Genomic DNA, 23580 nt, shown 5'->3' on the forward strand with positions numbered 1-23580 from the left:
AATACCGATGCGTGAGACCAACTTCCTGATCGAGAACAACGCCCGCTACCTGTGGCACCCGATGGCGCATCCGGCCGAGATGCAGGCCCATCCGCCCCGCATCGTCAATGCGGCCGAAGGTGTCGAGATCGTCGATATCCACGGCAAGAAGGTGCTGGACGCGGTCGGGGGCCTTTGGAACGTCAATCTCGGCTATTCCTGCGAGCCGGTAAAAAAGGCGATCCGCGACCAGTTGGACGAGCTGCCTTATTATTCGACGTTCCGGGGGACCACCAACTCGCCTCTGATCGAGCTCTCCTACGAGCTTGCCGAGTGGTTCAAGGAGGACAGCCTCACCCGCTCTTTCTACACGTCCGGCGGCTCGGACTCGGTCGAGACCTGCCTGCGCCTGGCGCGGCAATATCACAAAATCAACGGCCAGCCAGAGCGCACCAAGTTTATCGCCCTGAAAAAGGGCTATCACGGGACCCATTTCGGCGGCGCATCGGTGAACGGCAACCAGAATTTTCGCCGCAACTACGAGCCGCTGCTGCCGGGAGTCTTCCACCTGCCGGCGCCCTGGACCTACCGCAACCCCTTCGGCACAAGCGACGGGGCGGAGATCGCGGCGGCGATTGGGCGCCTGTTCGAAGAGGAGATTGCTTTCCAGGGCGCAGACACGATCGCGGCCTTGATCGTCGAACCGGTGCTTGGCGCGGGCGGCGTCATCGTTCCGCACGCAACCTTCCTGCCGCTGATGCGCGAGATCTGCGACCGGCACGGCATCCTGCTGATCGCCGACGAAGTCATCACCGCCTTCGGACGCACCGGCGCCTGGACCGGGTCGCGCCTCTGGGGCGTGAAGCCCGATCTCATGTCCACCGCCAAAGCGATCACCAACGGTTATTTTCCATTCGGCGCGGTGATGATCAGCGAGAAGGTCGCCGAGGTGTTCGAAAGCAACAGGAACGCCGTCGGCACGATCGGCCATGGCTACACCTATTCCGGCCATCCCGTCGGCGCCGCCGCGGCTCTCGCGATGCTCAAGGAAACCAAGCGGCTGAATGTTGCCGCCAATGCCGCCGCACGCGGAGAGGAGCTGTTGCGCGGCCTCGATAACCTTGAGAACAACCACGAGCTTGTCGGCGATGTTCGCGGCAAGGGGCTGATGTGCGCGCTCGAACTTGTGAGCAATCGCGAGAAAAAGACCCCCGCGGGCAAGGAAGTCCTGCAGAAGGTTCAGGATGTTGCTTACGATGCCGGTGTCCTCGTCCGCACCTCGGGGCCGAACGTCATCCTGTCTCCGCCGCTCGTGATCACCGCTCAAGATGTCGGCCGTATCGTCGATGCGGTCGATGCAGGGCTGGCCGCGGCTGGAGGGCGATGAGATGTCCGACAAGACTGCTTTGCTCGCCCGCCGCGAACGCCTGCTCGGCCGGAACATGTCGCTCTTCTACGAGGAGCCGGTCCATATCGTGCGCGGCGAAGGCGTCTGGCTCTGGGATGCCGACGGCCGGCGCTATCTCGACTGCTACAATAATGTGCCGCATGTCGGCCACTGCCACCCGCGCGTGGTCGAGGCGATCGCGCGCCAGGCATCGACTCTTAACACCCACACCCGCTACCTGCACGAAGGCATTCTCGACTATGTCGAGCGCCTGACGGCAACCTTCGACGGCAAGCTCAACACGGCGATCCTCACCTGCACCGGCAGCGAGGCGAACGACGTCGCGCTGCGCATGGCCCAGGCCGTGACCGGGAGGACCGGCGTGATCGCCACGAACCACACCTATCACGGCAACACGGCGGCCGTATCACAGCTCTCCACCCGCATGCCGCCGGTCGGCGGCTATGGCGGCCACGTCCGCCATGTGCCGGCACCGGACAGCTATCGGCCGCTGGGCGGCGCCGGCGGCGAGGTCTTTGCAGCCGCGTTCGCCGCGGAAGTCGAACAGGCGATTGCTTCGCTTCAGGAGGCCCCCCACGGCTTTTCAGCCCTGATCATCGATCCGTTCTTCGCCAATGAGGGCTTTCCCGACCTGCTATCCGGCTTTTTGGAAAAGACCGTCGCCGCCGTGCGCAAGGCCGGCGGCCTGGTCATCGCCGACGAAGTGCAGCCGGGCTTCGGCCGCATTGGCACGCACATGTGGGGCCACCAGCGCGCCGGCATCGTCCCCGATATCGTCACGCTCGGCAAGCCGATGGGCAACGGCCATCCTATTGGCGGCGTCATCGCGAACGCCGACACGCTGAATGCCTTCCGCAAGGCTTTCCGTTATTTCAACACCTTCGGCGGCAATCCGGTCTCCTGCGCCGCGGCAATGGCCGTGCTCGACGTGATCGAGGAAGAGAAGCTCGTCGAAAACGCCTCGCATGTCGGCGAATATACGCGGGCCGCATTCAAGGCGCTCGCGGAAAAACATTCTATCATCGGCGACGTGCGCGGCAGCGGTCTTTTCATGGGAACCGAATTCGTTCTCGACCGGGCGACGAAAAAGCCAGCTCCGGAACTCGCGACGAGGATCATCAACGCGATGCGCGAACGCGGCGTGCTGATGGGCAAGATCGGCGTGCACGAGTGCAGCACCAAGATCCGCCCGCCAATGCCGTTTTCGAAGGAGAATGCCGACCTGATGCTGTCGACCTTCGACGAGGTCTTGTCCAGCCTGTGAGCGTCGCGATGGATCAGGATAGAACAAAACTGCCGATGGCGGCGCTTGTCGGGCGAGCGCAGCAGGCGCTCTTCCACTGGGGCCTGGCCGGTCAGACGCCGGAGCTGCTGAAATTCCGCGAAAACGCAGTATTCCGGATCCGCTTGGACGACGGTGGGCACGCGGCCCTTCGGCTGCATCGCCCCGGCTATCACGACGACCGCGCTCTCACGTCCGAACTACAATGGATGGCGACGCTAAAGGCCGGTGGGCTCCATGTGCCGGCACCGATCCCGACGCTTGACGGCCGCAATCTCGTAACCTTGCCGGCCACGCCGGCTTTTGCGAGCCAGCATGCCGACATCGTCAGTTGGATGTACGGCGAAGAGCTCGGCCGCTCCGGCACGCCGCTCCACCAGCCGCCCGCACGGCTCACGGAGATCTTCGGACAACTCGGCCAGGCAATGGCCGAACTGCACAACATCTCCGACCGGTGGACGCCGCCGGCATCCTTCGTCCGTCCGGCATGGGATTTCGACGGCTTGCTGGGGGAAAATCCCTTCTGGGGTCGGTTCTGGGATTGCCCGGGACTGGTGCCGGAGGCCGCAAGGCAGCTCGCGGCTCTGCGGCCGCTCCTCGCAGAGCACTTGAGCGCGGCCGACCGCCTCGGCCTCGACTACGGCCTCATCCATGCGGATCTGGTGCGCGAGAACGTACTCGTCGGAGCTGATCACGTCGAACTCATCGATTTCGACGATGCCGGTTACGGCTGGCGCATGTTCGACATCGCAACGGCGCTCCTCAGAAACCGCCGCGAAGCGCATTTCGGCCTGATCCAGAGGTCCCTCATCGCCGGGTACCGCGGCCGGCGGCCACTGCCGGATGCAGCGCTCGAAACCCTGCCGCTCTTCCTGCTGCTCAGAAGCCTCACCTACATTGGCTGGGTCGGCAACCGTCCGGACACGCTCTATGCCGAGCAACGATTGGCGCGATATGTGAAGGAGGCGCTGGAGCTTGCCGGACCGCTTCTTCAGCCGCCCTAGGGTTGAGGTGATGCCGGTCGAGCGACATCCGCCGAACAAGCCGGCACCGATCACCGTTCTTACCCCTCGCGGGCGTTCCGCGGGCCTTGACCTTTCGTTCCCGTAATCCGAAGCGACGCGGAAGTAGATGCTGTCCGCCCAGAGGGGCCAAGATCGGATCACGCGTGCCCCGCTCTGGGCGCACACGGAAGCGCGGCAGCGACCCCAAAACATTAAGCAAAGGAGATATAGTATGATCGACATCCCATTCCCCGCAATTGGACGCGTCTACAGAGCCGATTATGGCGAGCGAATTTATCGCGTCGCCTTCGCCAGCGACGGCAAGACCCTGCGCTGGGCCGAAGACTCCGCGTCGGATTTCGATGCCGCCGCCACGACGGAGACATATCGCGCCATTCCGATCCGCCCCGGCGTTTTCATGGTCACGTGGAGAGAGGCTGACGGCACCACCGTCACCCATGTCGAGGATTTCGAAAACGACGCGGTTCATGCCGCCATCACCCTTCCAGACCGTACCTTCCTGACGCTGGAAGGCCGCTGGGTACGATTGGATTAGCTACTGCATAGTGCCTGGCGTCGCCGCCTCTGGCTGCAGATGGCGGCGGCGCCAGGCGACCGGCGTCTCGCCGGTCCGTTTGCGGAAGAAGCGGGAGAAATACGCCGGGTCGTCGAAACCGATCTCGCGGCCGATATCCTCGACCGAGCGGATGGTGAACTTCAACAACCGTTTCGCCTCGAGAAGCCGCCGATCGAGCAGCAATTCCTTGACGGTTTGCCCGAAGACTTCGCGGGCCGCCTTGTCGAGCAGGTGCGGCGTCGTCGCAAGCACATCGACGTAGCGCCCGACAGGCCAGTCCTCCTTATAGTGCTGGTCAATGGCGCGGCGGAGCGCCATTCCGAGCGAAACGCTCGGGGACGTGGCGTCAAGGCCGCCGGCCCCGCCAAGACGCGCCATCAGCGACAGGACCGCGGATATCAATCCGATCAGGACCTTCTCGCTGGCACTTCCACCGACGCGGTACTCATCTGCGATCATTTCGAGCAGAGAGCCTATCCTCTTCCAGGTGAGATCGACGCTCTCCCCCGTGAGCAGAATAGGCGCATCGAGACCAAGCTCCACCTGCGAGGCCATGGCCCGCAGGAGATCGTCCGATATCGAGGTGACGATTGCATCCGATTGCTCGCTGACATCGAAGCCATGCACGACATTGCTTGGCACGAAACTGATGGCGGGAGCCAAAAAATTCCAAGTCTCGTCTTCAATACGGTAGGTGCCGCCACCTTGGTACCAATAGGTGATCTGCCCCATCAGCGGGTGCTTATGCGGCGCAACATGACCGAAATGCACGCTTCTGCGCTCCATTACGGTCTCGACGTGGATAAAGCCGACGTCGAGCGCGCGACTAGGTTCGCCATAAACAAAGAAGGCCGGAACGTCGCGTCGCATGATCATGCCGGAAAAAGTACCAGCGTATTGACCGCTTTGTCCATGGCCGCGAACGCCGTTCCGACTTAGCTTTTGTCATTCTTTCCAGGGAGGAACACGACATGCATGCCGAAGATCATCGCAGCGACAAGACCAGGCCTTTCACCGGCGCCGAATATCTGGCGAGCCTGCGCGACGGGCGTGAGGTCTATATCAATGGCGAGCGGATCGCCGACGTCACGGCGCATCCGTCGATGCGCAATTCCGCCCGGTCGATCGCGCGGATGTATGACGCGCTGCACGACGCAAAGACGAAAGATCGCCTGACCTCGCCGACCGATACCGGCTCGGGCGGCTACACGCACAAATATTTTCGCGTCGCGAAGTCGCCGGCCGAGCTCGTCGCGCAGCAAGGCGCGATCGCAGACTGGGCGCGCATGTCCTATGGCTGGATGGGTCGTACCGCCGACTACAAGGCGGCCCTCATGAACACGCTCGGTGCGAATGCCGACTGGTACGGCCCGTTCAAGGAGAACGCGATTTCCTGGCACAAACGCGCGCAGGAGTCTGTTCTGTTCATGAACCACGCGATCGTCAACCCGCCGATTGACCGTCACAAGCCGGCGGATGCGGTGAAGGATGTCTTCGTCCATATTACCAAGGAGACCGACGCCGGCATCTATGTCTCCGGTGCCAAGGTGGTCGCGACCTCCTCGGCTCTGACCCACTACAATTTCCTCGCGCAGAGCTCGGCGACGGTGACGGAGGATCCCTCGCTTTCAGTGATGTTCATCGTCCCGATGAACGCGCCGGGCATCAAGATGTTCTGCCGCGTCTCCTACGAACAGACCGCCAATTCCGAGGGCCATCCGTTCGACTATCCCCTCTCCTCCCGCTTCGACGAGAACGACGCGATCCTGGTGCTCGACAACGTCTTCGTGCCCTGGGAGGACGTGCTGGTGTTGCGCGATGCGGCGAAGATCCTCTCCTTCCACCCGGCCTCGGGCTTCATGCACGGCTATTGCTTCCAGGGCTGCACACGACTTGCGGTGAAGATGGACTTCCTCGCCGGCCTGCTCGCCAAGGCGCTGCGCGCAACCGGGGGCGACGCCTTCCGCGGCAACCAAGCGATGCTAGGCGAAGTGATCGCCATTCGCCACCAGTTCTGGTCGTTCTCGAACGCCATGGCCCACAATCCGATCCCCTGGGCGAACGGCGCCGTGCTACCGAACCTCGAAGCCGCGCTCTGCTACCGCACCTTCATGTCGGAGGCCTATCCCAAGGTCATCGACATCGTCCGCCGCACGGTCGCGTCCGGCCTCATCTATCTGCCCTCCTCGGCTAGGGATTTCACCAACCCGGACATCAACCGCTATCTCGCGCAATATGTCCGCGGCTCCAACGACATGGGGCACGTCGAGCGCATCAAGATCATGAAGCTGCTCTGGGATGCGACCGGCACCGAATTCGGCGGCCGCCATGCCCTCTATGAGTTGAACTATGCCGGCGCTCCGGAAGAGGTTCGCCTGCAGGTGCTGAAGGGCGCCGAGCGCGGCGGACGGCTGAAGGAGATGGAGGCGCTCGTCGACCGGTGCATGGCCGACTATGACGAGAACGGCTGGACCGGCGACACCTGGCTGCCGCCACTCGACGAGGAATCATCTGTTCGCGACGCTGCCGAATGAAGTGGGCACCATGGAAACCGCCGTCTCCAAGACCGAATTCCGCAACGCGATGGCGAGGGTCTGCGCCCCCGTCAACGTGATCACCACCAACGGACCCGCCGGGCGCGGCGGGTTCACCGCCACTGCCATGTGCTCCGTCACCGACGAGCCGCCGACACTTCTCGTCTGCATGAACAGCCGCTCGGCGCAGTCTGGCCTGTTCGTCGAGAACCGCCGTTTCTGCGTCAACGTGCTGACCCAGGAGCACAAGGACCTCGCCGGCTATTTCGCCGGCCACCAATCGGACATGGAGGCGCGCTACGCGGCCGCCGAATGGATCAATCTCAGCTCCGGCAACCAGGCGCTCGCCGACGCAATCGTCTCCTTTGACTGCCGACTGGTCGAGGCGCGGCTCGTCGGCACGCACAACATCTTCATCGGCGAGGTTGTCGACATCCGTTCGCGCAAGGACGGACACGCGCTGCTCTATTTCGACCGGAACTACGTGCACGTGCCCACCCAGACCGGGAGCTTCGGCGGCTGACGGCCAGCGAAATCATTGCTTCCGGGGCAATGAAAACCTCTTGACATGTGGTCACATATTTAACATGTTAAATAAAAAGAGGAGGACTTATGCCGCACCTCACGGTGGAATATTCGGCCAACCTGGAGGGCCGCGCCGATATCGGCGCGCTCTGCGACCGGCTCTTGAAGACGGTGCTCGAAACGGATCTCTTCGAGGTCGGGGCCGTTCGCGTCCGGGCGCTGCGCGCCGATCATTTCGCCATTGCCGACCAATTGCCGGAAAACGCTTTCGTCGACCTCAACTTCCGGATCGGCAAGGGGCGCTCCGCCGAGGAAAAGAAACGGGCAGGTGAAGCGATCTTATGTACCGCAGCCGAGGTGCTCGCGCCCCTGCTCGCTGCGCCCCATTTCGCGCTCTCGCTGGAAATCCGCGAGATCGACCCGGACCTCAGTTGGAAGAAGAACGCCATCCACCCGCGCCTTCGCGGTCAATAGCCGACCCCGAGGCGGGGATGCGATAAAAACCAAGGATCAGACCATGTCGAAATTGCAGGAAAACATCGCCAAAGCGGAGGACTATCTCGCACGGTTCAGGAAACGCGGCGTCCTGCACCGCATCGCTGGCGAGGATGTCGCGGCTGCGGACGGCGCGACCTTCGAGACGATCTCGCCGGTCGATCTGAAGCCGCTTGCGGAAGTAGCACACGGCAAGGCCGAGGACATAGACCGGGCCGCAAAGGCCGCAAAGGCCGCTTTCGCGGATTGGGCCGCCATGCCGGGCGAGATGCGCAAGAAGCTCCTGCATAAGGTCGCCGATGCCATCGTCGCGCGCGCCGAAGAAATCGCCTTCGTCGAATGCATGGATACCGGGCAGTCGCTGAAGTTCATGGCCAAGGCGGCCCTGCGCGGCGCCGAGAATTTCCGTTTCTTTGCCGACCGCGCACCGGAAGCGCGCGACGGCAAGTCACTGCGCGCCGACGGCCAGGTCAATCTGACCACCCGCGTGCCGATCGGTCCGGTTGGCGTGATCACGCCCTGGAACACGCCGTTCATGCTGTCGACCTGGAAGATCGCCCCGGCGCTCGCCGCCGGCTGCACCATCGTCCACAAGCCGGCGGAATTCTCGCCATTAACCGCACGCCTGCTCGTCGAGATTGCCGAGGAGGCCGGGCTGCCTAGGGGGGTCTGGAACCTCGTCACCGGTTTCGGCGAGGATGCCGGCAAGGCTCTTACCGAACATCCACTGATCAAGGCGATCGGCTTTGTCGGCGAAAGCCGCACCGGCTCGATGATCATGCGCCAGGGTGCCGATACGCTGAAGCGCGTGCATTTCGAGCTCGGCGGCAAGAACCCGGTGATCGTCTTTGCCGATGCCGATATCGAGCGCGCGGCGGACGCCGCCGTCTTCATGATCTATTCGCTCAACGGCGAGCGCTGCACCTCGTCCTCGCGGCTGCTGGTGGAGGAGAGCATCTACGACAGATTCACGGCGCTCGTCGCGGAGAAGGCAACCCGCATCAAGGTTGGCCATCCGCTCGATCCGGAAACGGTGATAGGTCCGCTCATCCATCCAGTGCACGAGAAGAAGGTGCTCGAATATATCGCAATCGGTCAGTCGGAAGGCGCCAAGATCGCCGCCGGTGGGGCCAAATTCGATGGTCCCGGCGGCGGCTGTTATGTCTCGCCGACATTGTTTACCGGCGCCAACAATCGCATGCGCATTGCCCAGGAGGAGATTTTCGGGCCGGTGCTGACGGCCATCCCCTTCAAGGGCGAGGACGAGGCGCTGGCGCTCGCCAACGACGTCCAGTACGGCCTGACCGGCTACCTCTGGACTTCGGACGTCTCCCGCGCCTTCCGCTTCACCGATCACCTGGAAGCCGGGATGATCTGGGTGAACTCGGAGAACATCCGCCACCTGCCGACGCCTTTCGGCGGCGTCAAGAATTCCGGCATCGGCCGCGACGGGGGAGACTGGTCTTTCGACTTCTACATGGAGACGAAGAACATCGCCTTCGCGACCAGGCCGCACGCCATCCAGAAGCTGGGCGGTTGACGAGCAACAATCATCACAGACATACCCGCCGCCGTTGGCGAGCGGGCCGGAGGAGGACCCGATGCCGATACCCAAGCCCAATCTCTACCCGCCCTTCAACATCGTGCGGCTCTCCCATGTCGAGTTTGGGGTGACCGACCTTGCCAAATCGCGCGCCTTCTATGTCGACACGCTCGGCCTGCAGGTGACCGACGAGTCTTCGAACACGATCTATCTGCGCGCCATGGAGGAGCGCGGGCATCATTGCATCGTCTTGAACAAATCCGGCAATGCGGAGGCCCGCGACCTCGGCTTCAAGGTGTTCAGCGAGGATGACCTCGACAGGGCGGCACATTTCTTCAAAGGCAAGGACCTGCCGGTCGAATGGGTCGAACGTCCCTATCAGGCACGCAGCTTTCGCACCCGCGATCCCCTTGGCATTCCGCTTGAATTCTATTCGAAGATGGATCGGCTGCCGCCGATCCACCAGCAATACGCGCTCTACAGGGGCGTAAAGCCGCTCCGCATCGATCATTTCAACTGCTTCTCGCCGAATGTCGACGAGAGCGTCGCCTTCTATAACGAGCTCGGTTTTCGAGTGACCGAATATACCGAGGACGAGGAAACCGGTCGTCTGTGGGCCGCGTGGACGCACCGTAAGGGCGGTGTCCACGACATCGCCTTCACCAACGGCCGCGGGCCGCGCCTACATCATACTGCCTTTTGGGTGCCGACTCCGCTCAACATCATCGACCTGCTCGACCTGATGGCGACCACGGGATGGGTTGCAAACATCGAGCGCGGCCCCGGCCGCCATGGCATTTCCAATGCCTTCTTCCTGTATATTCTCGACCCCGACGGCCACCGCATAGAGATCTACTGCTCGGACTACCAGACGGTCGATCCGGACCTCGAGCCGATCAAATGGGACCTGAAGGACCCGCAGCGCCAGACGCTCTGGGGCGCACCGGCGCCGAAATCCTGGTTCGAGCATGGCAGCCTCTTCGCCGGCGCCGAGCCGCGAGACGCCGACCTCAAGGCGCAGCCGATCATCGCGCCCTGACGGGCTCACTCGACACGACAGGCTTCCGGGCGGAAACACTCGCCCGGGGAAAACCAGCCCGGGCGACTAAACATCCCGGAGGAGACAGAGACATGGATGACACCACCTTCGCCGAATGGTCAAAGAAGGCCGCGGAATGGGGCGCCGCCTACCGGGCTTCGCTGCGCGACCGCCCGGTGCGTGCGCAGACGGCCCCGGGCGGGATCGCGGCGCAAATACCGGCTGCCCCGCCCGAGAAGGGCGAGAGCATGGAGGCGATCTTTGCCGATTTCGAGCGGATCATCCTGCCGGGGATGACGCACTGGCAGCATCCGCGCTTCTTCGCCTATTTCCCAGCGAATGCCGCCCCCGTCTCCGTCGTCGCCGAATATCTGGTGACGGCGATGGCCGCCCAATGCATGCTCTGGCAGACCTCACCGGCGGCGACCGAACTCGAGACCAGGGTGCTCGACTGGCTGCGCCAGGCGATCGGGCTGCCGGAGGGTTTCGCCGGCGTCATCCAGGACTCCGCCTCCTCCGCGACGCTTTCCGCCGTCCTCGTCATGCGCGAGCGAGCGCTCGCATGGAATGGAAACAAGGCGGGTCTCGGCGCCAATCCGCGCCTGCGCATCTATTCCTCCGATCAGGTGCATACCTCGATCGACCGGGCCATCTGGGTCTCCGGCATCGGCGAGGACAATCTCGTGCGCATTCCGGTCGGGGGCGAAAAACGGTCGATGGATTGCGCCGCCCTGGAAGCGGCGATCCTCCGCGACAAGGCGGCCGGCTACGTGCCTGCCGGCGTCATCACCTGCACCGGCGGGACTAGCACCGGCGCCTGCGACGATATCGGCGCGGTCGTCAAGGTTGCCCATGCCCACGGGCTTTATGTGCATGTCGATGCGGCCTGGGCGGGCGCTGCGATGATCTGCGAGGAGTTCCGTTCTCTCTGGGCCGGCGTCGAGGCGGCCGACTCCGTGGTCTTCAACCCGCACAAGTGGCTCGGCGCCCAGTTCGATTGCTCGGCGCATTTCATCCGCGCCCCGGACGATCTGGTGCGCACGCTGGCGATCAAGCCGGAATACCTGAAGACCCATGGCCGCGACGGCATCATCAACTATTCCGAATGGACCGTGCCGCTCGGCCGGCGCTTTCGCGCGCTTAAGCTCTGGTTCCTGCTGCGCTTCCACGGACTGGAGGGGCTGAAGGGGATGATCCGCGACCATGTCGCTTGGGCGGAGAAACTCGCAGAGCGGCTTCGCCGGCACGACGGGTTCGAGGTTGTAACCAATCCGGTCCTGTCCCTGTTCTCCTTCCGGCACCTCGGCTCAGGCGACCTCGACGCCCATAATCTCGCCCTCGTCAATGCTATCAACGACGACGGACGGATCTATCTCACCCAGACCCGTGTCGACGGGCGGATCGCGATCCGTTTCCAGGCCGGGCAGTTCGATATGACCGAGAATGACGCCGACACCGCCTTCGAGGTCATCACCGAAATCGCAAAGAGCCTCGACCGCATCGCCTGATCAAGGAGAGCGCATGCCCCGCCCGAAATTCATCAGCTTCACTCGCGACGGGAGACCCGGCTATGGGGTCCTGGCGGAAGATCGCGTTGTCGATCTTTCCGCCCGTCACGCCTCTCGGTGGCCGACCTTGCGCCAGGTCATCGAAGATGGCGCACTTCTCTCTCTGGCCGAGGAAGCGGCATCGCTGCAACCCGACTTTCCGGTCGAAGAGGTCCGCTTCGAAATCCCGATCCCGACGCCGGAAAAACTGATCTGCGTCGGCGTCAACTTTCCCGATAGAAACGAGGAATACAAGGACGGCCAGGCAGCCCCCTCCAACCCTTCGCTCTTCATCCGCTTCCCGCGCTCCTTCACCGGTCACGACCGGCCGCTGATCCGCCCGTCCGAGAGCCCGCAGCTCGACTATGAGGGCGAGATCGTGATCGTCATTGGCAAGGGTGGGCGACGGATCCGTGAAGCAGAGGCGTTGAACCACATCGCGGCACTGACGCTCTGCAATGAGGGCACGATCCGCGACTGGGTGCGCCACGCGAAATTCAACGTCACCCAAGGGAAGAACTTCGACCAAACCGGCTCGATCGGCCCTTGGCTTATCCCTTACGCGAGTGAGGACCAAATCGCGGACATCAAACTCGAGACCCGGGTCAATGGCGAGGTGCGCCAGAGCGATCGCACCAGCCGGATGATCTTCTCCTTCCGCAGGATCATCAACTACGTCTCGACCTTCACCACGCTCGTTCCGGGCGACGTGATCGTCACCGGAACGCCGACCGGCGCCGGCGCCCGCTTCGATCCGCCGATCTGGCTCAAGCCCGGCGACGTCGTCGAGGTCGAAGCCGAGGGCATCGGCATCTTGCGCAACACCATTGCCGACGAGGCTTGACATGCTGAGCAGAGACGAAATCGAAGCCGCCGTCGAAAGCCTCGACGAGGCCGAGCGCACGCGCCTCCAGACCGGGCTGCTGTCGCTCAAACATCCGGACATGGATATGGACGACGCCTATGCGATCCAAGGAGCCTGGGTGAAACGGAAGATCGATAGCGGCCGGAACGTCATCGGTTGGAAGATCGGCCTCACCTCCAAGGCGATGCAATATGCGCTGAACATCAACATCCCGGATTCCGGCGTGCTCTTCGACGACATGGTCTTCGAGGACGGCGCCACCGTTCCGGCCGACCGCTTCATCCAGCCACGAATCGAGGCGGAGGTCGCCTTCGTCATGAAGGCGCCGCTGAAAGGCCCCGGCGTCACCGTCTTCGATGTGCTGAATGCCACCGACTGCGTCACCCCGGCGCTCGAGATCCTAGACACACGCATCGTCCGCGTCGATCCGGAAACAAAGAAGGCCCGCAATGTCTTTGACACGATCTCCGACAACGCCGCCAATGCCGGCATCGTCACGGGTGGACGCGCGGTACGGCCGGATCAGATCGATATGCGCTGGATGGGCGCAATCGTCTCTCGCAATGCCGAGGTCGAGGAAACCGGACTCGGCGCCGGCGTTCTCAATCAGCCCGCCCGCGGTGTCGCATGGCTCGCCAATCGCCTTGCACAATATGGCGACGGCATTGAGGCGGGGCAGATCGTCCTTGCCGGTTCCTTCATCCGGCCGATCGAGGCGCGCCATGGCGATACGATCGTCGGGGACTTCGGGCCCTACGGCTCCATAGGCCTTCATTTTGCCTGAGGAGGCACCGATGCCCGCCCCGAAAAACCGCTTCAAGCAGGCACTGAAGGAGGGCCGCGCGCAGATCGGCCTCTGGCAGGCGCTTGCCAATCCATACACGGTGGAGATCTGCGCCGGCGCCGGCTACGACTGGCTGCTGCTTGACGCCGAGCACGCGCCGAACGATGTGCCGCTTCTCGTCTCGCAACTGCAGGCGATGAAGGGCACGGCAAGCCATGCGGTAATTCGCCCACCGATCGGCGAGACCTGGATCATCAAGCAGATGCTCGATATCGGGGCGCAGACCCTGCTCATTCCCATGGTCGAAAGCAGGCACATGGCGGAAGCGATGGTCAGGGCGGTGCGGTATCCGCCGCATGGCGTGCGAGGCGTCGGCGCGGCGCTTGCCCGCGCTTCTGCCTTCAATCGCGTCCCCGACTATCTGGCGACGGCCAACGACGAGATCTGCCTGCTTCTGCAGGTGGAAAGCCGAACCGGACTTGCAGCGCTCGACGCCATCGCCTCGACCGACGGTGTCGACGGCGTCTTCATCGGACCCGCCGATCTCGCGGCCGACATGGGCTATCTTGGTAAGCCTGGCGCACCTCAGGTGCAGGCCGAGGTCGAAAAGGCGATCGTCAGGATCCAGTCTCACGGCAAGGCGGCCGGCATCCTGATCGGCGATCTCTCCCTTGCCAAGCGCTATCTCGAACTTGGCGCGACTTTCGTCGCGATCGGCAACGACGTCACTCTGCTCGCCAATGCGACGACCAGGCTCCTCGACGACTTCAAGAAGGCGGACGCCGCCAAGCCGCCGGCAGACGCAAAGGTCTATTGATCGCTGACGCCGATCTCCCTGGCGCCGCGTGACCTTGTGCTTCACGCAAATTTTCGGCGCTGGTGATGCGTTGTGCACGCTCAGTCAAAACGGACTGCACGCTCGGTCGCGACGTCTCCCCACGCACCTATCATGATGCCCCGGAAAGCCAGGAGGAGGGAATATGCGTTTCAAGAACAAGACTGTCTTGATCACCGGCGGCGGCACGGGCATCGGCGCGGCGGTGGCTCGTCGCATCCGGCAGGAGGGCGGCAATGTCACGCTCGTAGGGCGCCGTCCCGAACCCCTTCGCGGCGTCGCGGAAGAGATCGGCGCCGCCGTCATCGCGGCGGATGCGGCCGACAGTGCCGCGATGAGAGCCGCCGTCGAAACGGTCGTCGAGACCTTCGGCAGCCTCGACGTCCTGATCGCCAATGCCGGCGGCCACGGTGTCGGGCCGACGATCAGCATGTCGGACGAGACCTGGGACCTCGCCGTCCGGCTCAATCTCAATACCGCCTTCGTCAGCGCCCGCGAATCCCTGCCGCATCTCATCAAGAGCAAGGGTAATATCGTGGTTCTCGCCTCAATCGCCGGGCTCTTTGCCGGGCCGGACGCGGCGGGCTACGTCACGATGAAGCACGGCTGCATCGGGCTCGCGAAATCGCTGGCGCGCGACTATGGCCGCAAGGGTGTACGCACCAATTCCGTCTGCCCCGGCTGGGTGACGACGGCGATGGCCGACGAGCAGATGGAAGTCATCGTCGACAAGTTCAAGCTGAAGAACGTCGAAGAAGCCTATGCGCTCGTCACCAAGGACGTGCCGCTCGGCCGCCCGGCGACCGCCGAGGATGTCGCCAATGCGTCTGCTTCCTGGCTTCGGCGGAAGCATCGATGATCAACGGCGCGATCCTGACCGTCGATGGCGGCGCCGGCACCGTCGACTTGCCGACCCTCGCCTTTGCAGATTGATTTAAGAGGAGCAGGTACCGATGAACCAAATTCCAAAGGGTTGGAAAACTTACGACGAATTCGCCTACGGCATCGACACGAACCGCTTGCCCGCAACCGAGGCCCTCGCCGGCTCGTCCCACAAGATCGACTTTGACGATGGCCGCACGCTTGAGCTTGCCTTCGCCAAGGGCAAGGTCGAATGGTCTGATGGCAAGGAAGGCGGCACCCACAGGGCGGAAACTTCCACAGATGCTGTGAAGGTCAGCCACCCACTGATCGTAAGGTGTGGGTGCCCAGGTCCGATCTACGAGGCTGCGGTTCTGCAACAGGTCCAACTCTGCCTCCCAACAGTGTCGGCACTGCCGAAGACTGCAACAGATGGCGTGGCACGTCCAATAAATACTTAACAAATTAAGGAACGCTAGCGAGGTGCTCACTCCTCGCCGAGTGATCCGTTTTCCATCTTCAGCGAAGCCAGCTCTTCCAGCATGTCGAGAAGCCGCTCCACACGTGCCGCGCCAAAGCGGGCATCAATATCGGCATAGACCTTCAGGCTCTCAGGCATGACGTCCTCGACGATCTCCCGCCCCGTAGACGTGATCTGCAACAACACCCGTCGGCCATCGGCATCATCCTTGTGCTTGCTGATAAAGCCGCGCTCCTCGAGCGAGCGGATCATCCGCGTTAGGCTCGGCGCCAGAATGGACGCTTTGTCCGCCACTTCCGTTGCGTCGAGTTTTCCAGCTTCATAGAGAACGCGAATGACCCGCCATTGCTGTTCGGTCACATCATGCGCGGCCAGAATTGGCCGGAAATGACTCATCACCGCCTCACGAGCGCGCAACAGTGCAATCGCCAGAGAGCGGCGCGCCCGCTGTGTTTGAATAGACCCTTGGGATGAGGTTTTTGGCTCTAACTGCCGTTTGTGATCACCAGGTGTGTTTTGTTGCATCTCGCCGATCCGCTCGCACTATCATCTCATTTGATTAACATGGTAATGATACAGCGCAAGGCCAAGGTAGGACTTAGATGATGACTTCCAACCAGGAGCAGCTTGCCGGTGAGTTCCTGATCGACAGGGACGGCGTCGTACGCTGGAGTTTCACCGAAGTCCTGGAGAGCGGGCTCCAAACGTTCAAGGCACCCAATCCTGAGGAATTGATGTCAGCAGCTTCCAGGATTGCTTAAGAACTCGCTCGATACCGCTGGCGCCACAGGGCCTCGCCTCTTTAAGGTTTGACCTCCCGCGCCGTGAATTCCAAACCGACGGACGCCATTATCGCAGCAACGGCTAAGCCAATCCTAGCAAAACACCAAGGGGGAGCGCGACAATTTCTTCCCGATAGTCCCTGAGCACGCGGCTGACGGATCTCGGCGTCTGCTGCAACAGCATAAACGCCTCCAATTTGGGGCGTCACCAAATTAACGGCAGCTTCGCCCGCTCTTGCGGCCACTCATGGACTCCGCAGCAAACGACTGCTCCCACCCAGAGCCGCCGTTCGGGAGCTCATCGCATCCAGGCCCGGACCCGGCCAAACCGGACAATCGCAGATGTCAAATCCGGCGGGCAGGAGCCATTTGGAGGATCGAACCGTCCCCGCAGCGGACTCCTGCTCAGCAGGGGCTTGGCCTGGCCGGGGCCTGGCGTTCAGGACTTTTTGATCCACGTTTCGAAGTCCTTGGGCGCGACATTGCTGCCGCAGAGGACCGTTGCCACCGTCTTGCCGGCATATCGCCCCGGACCCTCGAGAAGGGCTGCGACACCAAGCGCCGCGGCCGGCTCCACGACCAATCCCGAGTGCAGGTAGAGAAGGCGCATGGCTTCCTTGATGCTCTCTTCGCTGACCAGCAGAGCGTCATCGGCGACGTCCAGCAAGTCATCAAGAACCTCGGGGATCACATAGCGCCCGGCCACGCCGTCGGCGATCGTGTTCGGGGCGCCGGGATCCACGACTCGACCGGCCCGGTAGGAGAGCGTCATGGCCGGTGCGTTCCGGGGCTGGACGGAGACGACGTCGACGTCGGGCCGCCGGCACTTTAGGGCATAACCGATGCCCGTCGCCATCGCCCCGGCACCCAGGGAGACGAGGACTGCATCCAGCTGATAGGGCAGCTCCGCGAGCTCGAGCCCTATCGTTGCGGCACCTTCGCAGGTATCGAGATTCTTGCTGTCCTACACTAGGAAGGCGCCGGTCCTCTCGGCGTGCTCCAGGGCCGCCTGAAGTGCGGCTTCGATTTCCCCGTCGACGAGCACCACCTTCGCCCCCAGCGCCCGCATCTTCTCCACCTTGAGAGCATTGGCCGCCGCGGACGCAGTAACCGTGACATCGAAGTTTCTCAATCGGCCACCGTAGGCGAGCGCCTGACCCAGATTGCCTGCGCTGGCACAGACGACCGATGTTGTGTCGCCTCGGGACTGCAGCCGCGCCAGGACCACCTCGGTGCCGCGCCCCTTGAAGCAGCGCACGGGATTGAGGGTTTCCACCTTAAGAACGATCCGGCAGCCCAGCGCCCGGCTCAGACTTTCACAAACGTACTGCGGCGTGTTGAGGAAGATCTGGTTGATGGTCGCAGCCGCCGCTTCGATTCGGTCGATATCCAGGCGCATTTGGGCCCCCTTTGCGGTTCCGTTTCTCGGTAAGACCCAGGCGGTCGGCTCACGTGTCTGCGCTCCCCGATGGTTCTCATCACACTCCGCCAGTAACGCAGCAGCCCCTATAAGCCCCCTCGGGCCGAGTCCTCTCAAGGAATGGGCCCCTCGCTTTCTCCGACAATGCGGCTACCCGCCTCAGCAGGATCTCTTGCCAGGACAGCCGGCCTATTCCGCCGGAGCCGACCCAGTCGAGCCGAACACTCTCGTCCGCAATTATCGAGCCAAAGCGAACCTGACGCGTCGGCCCAGTCCGTCGGGGCGAGTCGCGCGATTAAGCAGGAACGTACGTCAACCTGATCACGTCCTCGCCAATTAGATCGCTGGCCACAAGGCGAAGCGGTGGCCGGGCGCCGGCGAAGAATGGCTTGCCGCGACCAAGCACGACGGGGTGGAGGTAGAGCCGATACTCATCAATAAGACCAAGGTCGGTTAGGCTTCGCGCTAGGTCCGGTCCGGAAACTCCAATCTCCCCAACGAGCCGAGCCTTCAGCCCACGTATCACCGCCTCGAGGTCGTCCTCGACAAGGGTAGCGTTAAGGCCAACCGACTTCAACGAGCGCGACACGACCCACTTCGGTTGGCTCCGCCACGCCGCCGCGAATTCGAGCTCCTCCGCACTCCACTCGGGACGCTCTTCGTCCCAGTAACGCATTACCTCGTACATGCGGCGACCGTACACACTGCCGGAGAGGCCGCGCACGTGCTCTATCCAGTGACGAAAAAGGGCGGGGCCAGGCGCAAATTCCTGGTGGTCGACGTAACCGTCCAGAGACTGGTTCATTCCAAAGACGAGCTTTGCCATGCTACAAAATCTCCACCCCGGGATTCTTCAGAATAGCTTGAGCCGACGTTGCACAGAAGTGCGGTTGACGACTGGCTCGGAGGCTTCGTCGCGTGGGTTTCGTCGACGGCGGACAGCTTCATCACGCTGGGAGCCGACGGCGAGGTCCAGACCACCGCACTCGATATCGAGCACGGCAAAGTCGCTGCGATCCATGTCCAGAAAATGACGAATGTTCATTGTTTCGGGGCGAGCCCGTCGAGCAGGAAGTCGAGGCCTCTCCGGAAGGCGCCACTCCAATCGTCATCCAACAGCAGACGAGAGCGTTCGATTGTCGGATAGCGTTCGCTGAGATGTGTAAGGCGCTGCTGCGCGGCGGCCCTGTCGTCGTCCGAGAGGTCGAAGCTCGCCCGAGTGACGGTGGCGCCCATCACATAATTCCAGAGCGACCATATCGCGACGTTCAGATCTGCGTCCGCTACACCGGCTTTGGACAAAGTCTTGCTCAGCAGTTCCAGGCGACCGAGGATGTTCGGGCCGAGCGCCCGGCGCGGCAACAGCGATGCCGACCAAGGATGGCGCAGCATGCTGGCGCGCCAGTCCTCGAGCATATGAACGACTTCTCCGCGCCAGTCTTGAGACTCGACTGTTTGCGGCGGTCCGCGATATTCGAGCACCGAGTCGAGCGCCAGATCAAAGACATCCTCTTTGTTGTCGACGTGCCAATATAGGCTCATCACGCCCGAGCCGAGGCGATCGGCCAGCCGACGCATCGTCAATCCATCGACCCCTCGGGTGTCCAGCAGTTCTACCGCCGTCGCGACGATACGTTCCCGAGAGAGAGGCGGTTCACCGCGCGACTCCTGCACGGACTGGAGGCGCACACTCATCCCTTGAGATCGTTTGCTCCGTGCGCCGCTGCGTTTTGCTGCCATCCGTCTTCCTCGCTGGTCAGAGCGTCTATCTTGGCCGGCGATGCGACGGATGTCGATCCTAAACCATTGACTCGTACGCCGTACGATGCAAATGGCTCGTACCGTGTACGAGTCGTTCGTTCAATCATGCCGGCCGCGAGGGTACGTTGCTCGCAGTCCGCAGAGCCAAGAGAAAATCATGTCACGCGCAATCAAGCATCTGCTTATCGGAGGGCTAATCACCATGACCATCGGAGTTCCCGCTGCGACGACAGCGAATGAGAATGATCTCAAGCTGACCATCGTCAATCCGCAAGGCCTCTACGATCCCGCCCCTAATGGCTACAGCCACGCCGTGATCGCTCCCGGCGGAAGTCGGATTGCCTATATCTCCGGGCAAAGCGGAATGGACAGCACCGGGACGCTGTCGCCCGATTTCGCAGTCCAGGTGGAACAGGCATATGCTAACCTGCGCACCGCACTTGAGGGGATCGGAGCGAAACCCAATCAGGTCATCAAGCTCACGGTCTTCGTGGTCGATCATGACCAGTCCAAGCTGGGTGTGCTGACCAAGAACGTCCAGGAAACGTTCGGCGAGGCGCTGCCGGCACAGACATTGATCCCCGTGCCCAAACTGGCGCTCGACAGTATGCTGTTCGAGGTGGAGGCTGTGGCCGTGCTTGATTAGCGGGCACCGTCTTTGCTGGAGGCGTTGTCCCTTCGCCTCCAGCATTTCGGATGCAATCAATGTTGACCCTTCCTGCACCCGCACCTTCGAGCCAGCGCGGGAATGAGGGGAGCTTTCGGATCTGGTGTTTCCAGGCGGCATTGCCGTCGGGGTCGAACGGTGGCGACACCCTCGAGCCCTCTCCGGTGCACAGCTTGGCTCTCCGATTGAACAAAACGCCAGCCTGCTGGTTATCACAACGCCTCGGCATCCTTCGGCTGCCGGGGGATGCGCGCTTTGAATAGCCGCATGTTCCCTCGCTGATCTGGGCTGATCGCGACCCATGCGGCAGGAAAATTGCGACGAGAAAGACGATGGATTTCGTCGAAGCCGTCAATACTGCCCGATCGTGGCTTCACACTTTCCTTCTCAACGAGTGGACACTCTACCAGTTTGCGCTGATCGTCGCCGGCTATTTTGCTTCCGGTTTCCTTGCACGGCGCATCGAGCCGACACTGGAGGCTCGCGCGCGCACCATCAAGGGAAATCCGGACCTACTGCGCGTCATCATCGCCTTCATGCGGCGGCTGCGGTGGCTCTTCCTGATTGCCTGGTTGTGGATCGTCGATGTCGTCCTGCTCCGGTTCGGATGGCCGTCCTACCGTTGGCTGGTCGCCACAGCCCTCACCCTCGTGGCTGCCTGGTTCGTCATCGTGGTCCTCACGCGCATCATCAGAAACCAGGTGCTGGCCCGTGTCGTTGCCGTGGTCGGCTGGCTCTATTTTGCGCTCTACGCACTTGGGCTGGACCGCGTTGCTCTGACGGCACTCGACAGCGTTGCCGTGAACCTCGGTGCTGTTCGGCTTTCGATGCTGCTCGTACTGAAGGCAATAGTACTTTCGGGGGCGCTGATCTGGCTCGCCGTGCTCATCGGCAACATGTCGTCGAACTGGATCCAGAAATCCGCCGATCTCACGCCGTCCTTGAAGGTCCTCATCAGCAAGCTGGTGAAGATCGGGCTCATTGTCTTTGCCGGCACGGTCGCCTTGTCCGCCACGGGCATCGATCTGACGGCACTCACCGTCTTTTCCGGCGCGGTGGGTGTCGGCATCGGCTTCGGCCTGCAGAAGGTGGTGTCCAACTTCATTTCCGGAATCATCATCCTTCTCGACAAATCCATCAAACCGGGCGACACGATCACGCTCGGCGAGACCTTCGGATCGATCCGCGACCTGCGCTCGCGCTTCGTCTCCGTCATCACGAGAGACGGCAAGGAATACCTGATCCCGAACGAGGACTTCATTTCCAAGCAGGTCGTGAACTGGTCGTTTTCCAGCGACTACGTCCGCATCGACGTGAACTTCGGAACCTCCCACGACAGCGACCCGCATGCGGTTGCCCGCGTCGCGATCGAGACTGCCAAAACCATTCCTCGGGTTGCCAGCCGCTATGCCGAACCGGTCTGCTGGATGACCGGCTTCGGCGGAACTTCGCTCGACTTCAGGCTAAGGTTCTGGATTTCCGATCCGAGCAACGGATTGACGAACATTCGCGGCCAGGTCCTCATGGCGCTCTGGGATGCGTTCAAGACGGCAGGAATTTCGATGCCCGATCCGCGCGAAATCATCATGAAGACGCCGGCCCAATCCGAGCCGCGCTCTCTTCGACCGGCTGCGCAGCCCGGCCAACCCACGGCACCGCGCGTCTAGTCGATTCGGGATCAACGTCGCGCGGCGGCCATGAGTGCGGCAAGCTCTCCGAACAGGCGCTCATCCTGCGACTGGGCGACATTGAAGCGCAGGAAACTGCCCGCAGTCTGCGCGTGGCTGAACACGTTGCCCGGCGCGAGCACGATGCCCTTGTCGAGGGCTTTTCTGGCGAGATCCGCTGCGTCGATGCCGTCCGGCAGCCGGCACCAGAGGAACATGCCCGCGCGCGGCTCGATCCAGGGGATAATTCCGATTTCGCCGAGCCTCGCGACCGTAGCGGCCATCGCCCGCGCCATATCCTGGCGGACCGTTTCCATGTGCTTGCGGTAGCTGCCGTCCTTCAAGAGCGTCAGCACGAGCTCGGCGGAAAAACCCGCACCGCCGAAGCTCGTGGCGATCTTGAGGTCGGTCAGCGCTTCGATCCAGTCACGCGGCGCCGTGATGAAGCCGCAGCGCACGGCCGCCGAGAGCGATTTGGAGAAACTGCCTATGTGGACGACGCGCTCGAGGCCGTCGAATGCGGCGAGCCGCGGCGCCGGCGTCTCTTCGAAATCGGCGAAGATGTCGTCCTCGACGATCGTGAGGCGCCACTGCTCCGCGAGCTTGAGCAGGCGATGCGCGACGAGCGGCGAGAGCATCGCCCCGGTGGGATTGTGGAGAGCGGAATTGGTGATGTAGAGGCGCGGCCGATGCTCTTCGAGAGCCGCGGCGAAACGGTCGATGTCCGGTCCCGACGGCGTGTAGGGCACGGCTACGATCTTCGCTTGATGCGCCCGGAGGAGCGCATGGAAATTGAAGTAGCACGGATCGTCGACGATAACCGCGTCGCCCGGCTTCAGGAGGAAACGGCAAAGGAGATCGATCGCCTGCGTGCCGGATTCGGTGAGCATGATCTGGTCCGGCGGGGCCTCGATGCCGTGCTGCGCCAAGCGGCGCGCGAGGAGCTGGCGCAGCGGCAGGAGGCCGAGCGGCGGACCGTAATCGACAAGCGTCGAGGAGGCGCCGCGTGCAAGGCCGCGCAGGGTCCGCCGCAACCCCTCCTCCGGCATCCATGATGGCGGCAGCCAGCCGCAGCCGGGTCTGAGCACCCCCTCCCCCGGCTCGAGCGCCTGGCGCGAAATCCACAAGGGATCGACGGCCCGGTCCAGGCGCGGACCGATGTCGGCAAGCGACAATGGCGCGAGCGGCGCGGCGACGAAGAAGCCGGAGCCCGGCCGCGACCGGATCAAGCCTTCCGCCGCCAGCCTTTCATAGGCCTCTACCACAGTCGACTTGGAGACCTTCATGGTCACGGCGAAGGAACGGATGGAAGGCAGCTTCGCGCCTGGGGTCAAGCTGCGGCCAGCGATCCGGTGCCTGACCGTCGCCATGATTCGTGCGATCAGCGTTTCGCCCTCCCCGTCGATCGCCTTCGGTCGCATCCGTACCTGCTCTTCTACCATTACAGTTCTTCGCAACCGTACTCCACTGTCTCTGGAAGAGCCAGCGGCCCGATACCAGAAAAGGCCGAGACGGAGAATTTAA

The 23580-nt window shown here is 62.7% G+C and carries 21 protein-coding genes, 4 pseudogenes and 1 riboswitch; of the genes and pseudogenes, 19 read left to right on the forward strand and 6 right to left on the reverse strand.

Annotated elements, in window-relative coordinates; translation table 11 throughout:
* Nucleotides 1-7 precede the first annotated feature (7 nt).
* From AYK65_RS22665 to AYK65_RS22680, 4 genes are all read left to right on the forward strand, one after another.
* Nucleotides 8-1366 (forward strand): aspartate aminotransferase family protein, encoded by a 1359-nt coding sequence (locus AYK65_RS22665; RefSeq protein WP_081160984.1) that lies wholly within the window; start codon nucleotides 8-10, stop codon nucleotides 1364-1366.
* Nucleotide 1367: 1 nt separating this feature from the next.
* Nucleotides 1368-2651: an aspartate aminotransferase family protein gene (locus AYK65_RS22670; protein WP_081161340.1), complete on the forward strand. Its 1284-nt coding sequence runs from the start codon at nucleotides 1368-1370 to the stop codon at nucleotides 2649-2651.
* An 8-nt stretch (nucleotides 2652-2659) separates the two neighbouring features.
* A complete protein-coding gene (locus AYK65_RS22675) occupies nucleotides 2660-3673 on the forward strand; it encodes a phosphotransferase (protein ID WP_081160987.1) in 1014 nt (337 codons plus the stop codon).
* A 232-nt stretch (nucleotides 3674-3905) separates the two neighbouring features.
* Nucleotides 3906-4229 (forward strand): MoaF-related domain-containing protein, encoded by a 324-nt coding sequence (locus AYK65_RS22680; RefSeq protein WP_081160990.1) that lies wholly within the window; start codon nucleotides 3906-3908, stop codon nucleotides 4227-4229.
* Here the strand turns inward: AYK65_RS22680 and AYK65_RS22685 are convergent, their stop codons facing one another.
* Nucleotides 4230-5126 (reverse strand): helix-turn-helix domain-containing protein, encoded by an 897-nt coding sequence (locus tag AYK65_RS22685; protein WP_081160994.1) that lies wholly within the window; start codon nucleotides 5124-5126, stop codon nucleotides 4230-4232. It abuts the gene before it with no gap.
* A 95-nt stretch (nucleotides 5127-5221) separates the two neighbouring features.
* On the opposite strand from AYK65_RS22685, the gene AYK65_RS22690 reads away from it, so the two are divergent.
* From AYK65_RS22690 to AYK65_RS33975, 11 genes and pseudogenes are all read left to right on the forward strand, one after another.
* Nucleotides 5222-6784, forward strand: a complete 1563-nt coding sequence (locus tag AYK65_RS22690) for a 4-hydroxyphenylacetate 3-hydroxylase N-terminal domain-containing protein (RefSeq protein ID WP_081160996.1) — start codon at nucleotides 5222-5224, stop codon at nucleotides 6782-6784.
* Between the two features lie 10 nt (nucleotides 6785-6794).
* On the forward strand, nucleotides 6795-7307 hold the full coding sequence (locus tag AYK65_RS22695) for a flavin reductase (protein WP_046116997.1): 513 nt from the start codon (nucleotides 6795-6797) through the stop codon (nucleotides 7305-7307).
* 89 nt (nucleotides 7308-7396) lie between these two features.
* A complete protein-coding gene (locus AYK65_RS22700) occupies nucleotides 7397-7783 on the forward strand; it encodes a 5-carboxymethyl-2-hydroxymuconate Delta-isomerase (protein WP_046116998.1) in 387 nt (128 codons plus the stop codon).
* A gap of 43 nt (nucleotides 7784-7826) precedes the next feature.
* Nucleotides 7827-9344 (forward strand): 5-carboxymethyl-2-hydroxymuconate semialdehyde dehydrogenase, encoded by a 1518-nt coding sequence (hpaE, locus tag AYK65_RS22705; protein WP_081161000.1) that lies wholly within the window; start codon nucleotides 7827-7829, stop codon nucleotides 9342-9344.
* 61 nt (nucleotides 9345-9405) lie between these two features.
* Nucleotides 9406-10386 (forward strand): 3,4-dihydroxyphenylacetate 2,3-dioxygenase, encoded by a 981-nt coding sequence (gene hpaD, locus AYK65_RS22710; protein WP_081161003.1) that lies wholly within the window; start codon nucleotides 9406-9408, stop codon nucleotides 10384-10386.
* A gap of 92 nt (nucleotides 10387-10478) precedes the next feature.
* Nucleotides 10479-11894 (forward strand): pyridoxal phosphate-dependent decarboxylase family protein, encoded by a 1416-nt coding sequence (locus AYK65_RS22715; RefSeq protein ID WP_081161007.1) that lies wholly within the window; start codon nucleotides 10479-10481, stop codon nucleotides 11892-11894.
* Between the two features lie 13 nt (nucleotides 11895-11907).
* Nucleotides 11908-12777: a fumarylacetoacetate hydrolase family protein gene (locus AYK65_RS22720; protein ID WP_081161010.1), complete on the forward strand. Its 870-nt coding sequence runs from the start codon at nucleotides 11908-11910 to the stop codon at nucleotides 12775-12777.
* A 1-nt stretch (nucleotide 12778) separates the two neighbouring features.
* On the forward strand, nucleotides 12779-13582 hold the full coding sequence (gene hpaH, locus AYK65_RS22725; RefSeq protein ID WP_081161014.1) for a 2-oxo-hept-4-ene-1,7-dioate hydratase: 804 nt from the start codon (nucleotides 12779-12781) through the stop codon (nucleotides 13580-13582).
* 10 nt (nucleotides 13583-13592) lie between these two features.
* Nucleotides 13593-14399 carry a 4-hydroxy-2-oxoheptanedioate aldolase gene (gene hpaI / locus AYK65_RS22730; protein WP_081161018.1) on the forward strand — a complete coding sequence of 269 codons (807 nt, stop codon included), beginning with the start codon at nucleotides 13593-13595 and terminating at the stop codon, nucleotides 14397-14399.
* Nucleotides 14400-14562: 163 nt separating this feature from the next.
* A pseudogene (locus AYK65_RS22735) lies at nucleotides 14563-15350 on the forward strand (SDR family NAD(P)-dependent oxidoreductase).
* A gap of 20 nt (nucleotides 15351-15370) precedes the next feature.
* Nucleotides 15371-15739, forward strand: a complete 369-nt coding sequence (locus AYK65_RS33975; RefSeq protein WP_081161024.1) for a MoaF N-terminal domain-containing protein — start codon at nucleotides 15371-15373, stop codon at nucleotides 15737-15739.
* Between the two features lie 26 nt (nucleotides 15740-15765).
* Here the strand turns inward: AYK65_RS33975 and hpaR are convergent, their stop codons facing one another.
* Complete coding sequence (gene hpaR, locus AYK65_RS22745; protein ID WP_046118093.1) at nucleotides 15766-16284, reverse strand: homoprotocatechuate degradation operon regulator HpaR; 519 nt, start codon at nucleotides 16282-16284, stop codon at nucleotides 15766-15768.
* 98 nt (nucleotides 16285-16382) lie between these two features.
* Here hpaR and AYK65_RS22750 point away from each other — a divergent pair.
* Nucleotides 16383-16520, forward strand: a pseudogene (locus tag AYK65_RS22750) (AhpC/TSA family protein); the annotation flags it as partial.
* A gap of 460 nt (nucleotides 16521-16980) precedes the next feature.
* On the opposite strand, the pseudogene AYK65_RS33265 reads toward AYK65_RS22750, so the two are convergent.
* Both AYK65_RS33265 and AYK65_RS22760 read right to left on the reverse strand, forming a co-directional pair.
* A pseudogene (locus AYK65_RS33265) lies at nucleotides 16981-17940 on the reverse strand (threonine ammonia-lyase).
* Nucleotides 17941-17967: 27 nt separating this feature from the next.
* Nucleotides 17968-18047: riboswitch (ZMP/ZTP riboswitch) on the reverse strand.
* A 209-nt stretch (nucleotides 18048-18256) separates the two neighbouring features.
* Nucleotides 18257-18787, reverse strand: coding sequence for a dihydrofolate reductase family protein (locus tag AYK65_RS22760; protein WP_081161028.1), 531 nt, complete (start codon nucleotides 18785-18787; stop codon nucleotides 18257-18259).
* A gap of 80 nt (nucleotides 18788-18867) precedes the next feature.
* Between AYK65_RS22760 and AYK65_RS33270 the strand changes: the two are divergent.
* Nucleotides 18868-19006 (forward strand): annotated as a pseudogene (locus tag AYK65_RS33270) (RNA polymerase sigma factor SigJ); the annotation flags it as partial.
* On the opposite strand, the gene AYK65_RS22770 reads toward AYK65_RS33270, so the two are convergent.
* Nucleotides 19003-19701, reverse strand: a complete 699-nt coding sequence (locus AYK65_RS22770; protein WP_026615833.1) for a TetR/AcrR family transcriptional regulator — start codon at nucleotides 19699-19701, stop codon at nucleotides 19003-19005. The pseudogene AYK65_RS33270 and the gene AYK65_RS22770 sit on opposite strands and share 4 nt — an antisense overlap.
* Before the next feature lie 178 nt (nucleotides 19702-19879).
* Here AYK65_RS22770 and AYK65_RS22775 point away from each other — a divergent pair, with 178 nt between their 5' ends.
* Together AYK65_RS22775 and AYK65_RS22780 are read left to right on the forward strand one after the other, a co-directional pair.
* The gene (locus tag AYK65_RS22775) at nucleotides 19880-20368 is read left to right on the forward strand and encodes a RidA family protein (RefSeq protein ID WP_081161031.1); all 489 of its coding nucleotides are present in this window, start codon (nucleotides 19880-19882) and stop codon (nucleotides 20366-20368) included.
* A 353-nt stretch (nucleotides 20369-20721) separates the two neighbouring features.
* On the forward strand, nucleotides 20722-22056 hold the full coding sequence (locus AYK65_RS22780) for a mechanosensitive ion channel family protein (RefSeq protein WP_026615831.1): 1335 nt from the start codon (nucleotides 20722-20724) through the stop codon (nucleotides 22054-22056).
* 11 nt (nucleotides 22057-22067) lie between these two features.
* On the opposite strand, the gene AYK65_RS22785 is transcribed toward AYK65_RS22780, so the two are convergent.
* A complete protein-coding gene (locus tag AYK65_RS22785; protein WP_081161035.1) occupies nucleotides 22068-23498 on the reverse strand; it encodes an aminotransferase-like domain-containing protein in 1431 nt (476 codons plus the stop codon).
* Nucleotides 23499-23580 lie beyond the last annotated feature (82 nt).

Origin of the sequence: Ensifer aridi (assembly GCF_002078505.1) — a bacterium.
Taxonomy (GTDB): domain Bacteria; phylum Pseudomonadota; class Alphaproteobacteria; order Rhizobiales; family Rhizobiaceae; genus Sinorhizobium; species Sinorhizobium aridi.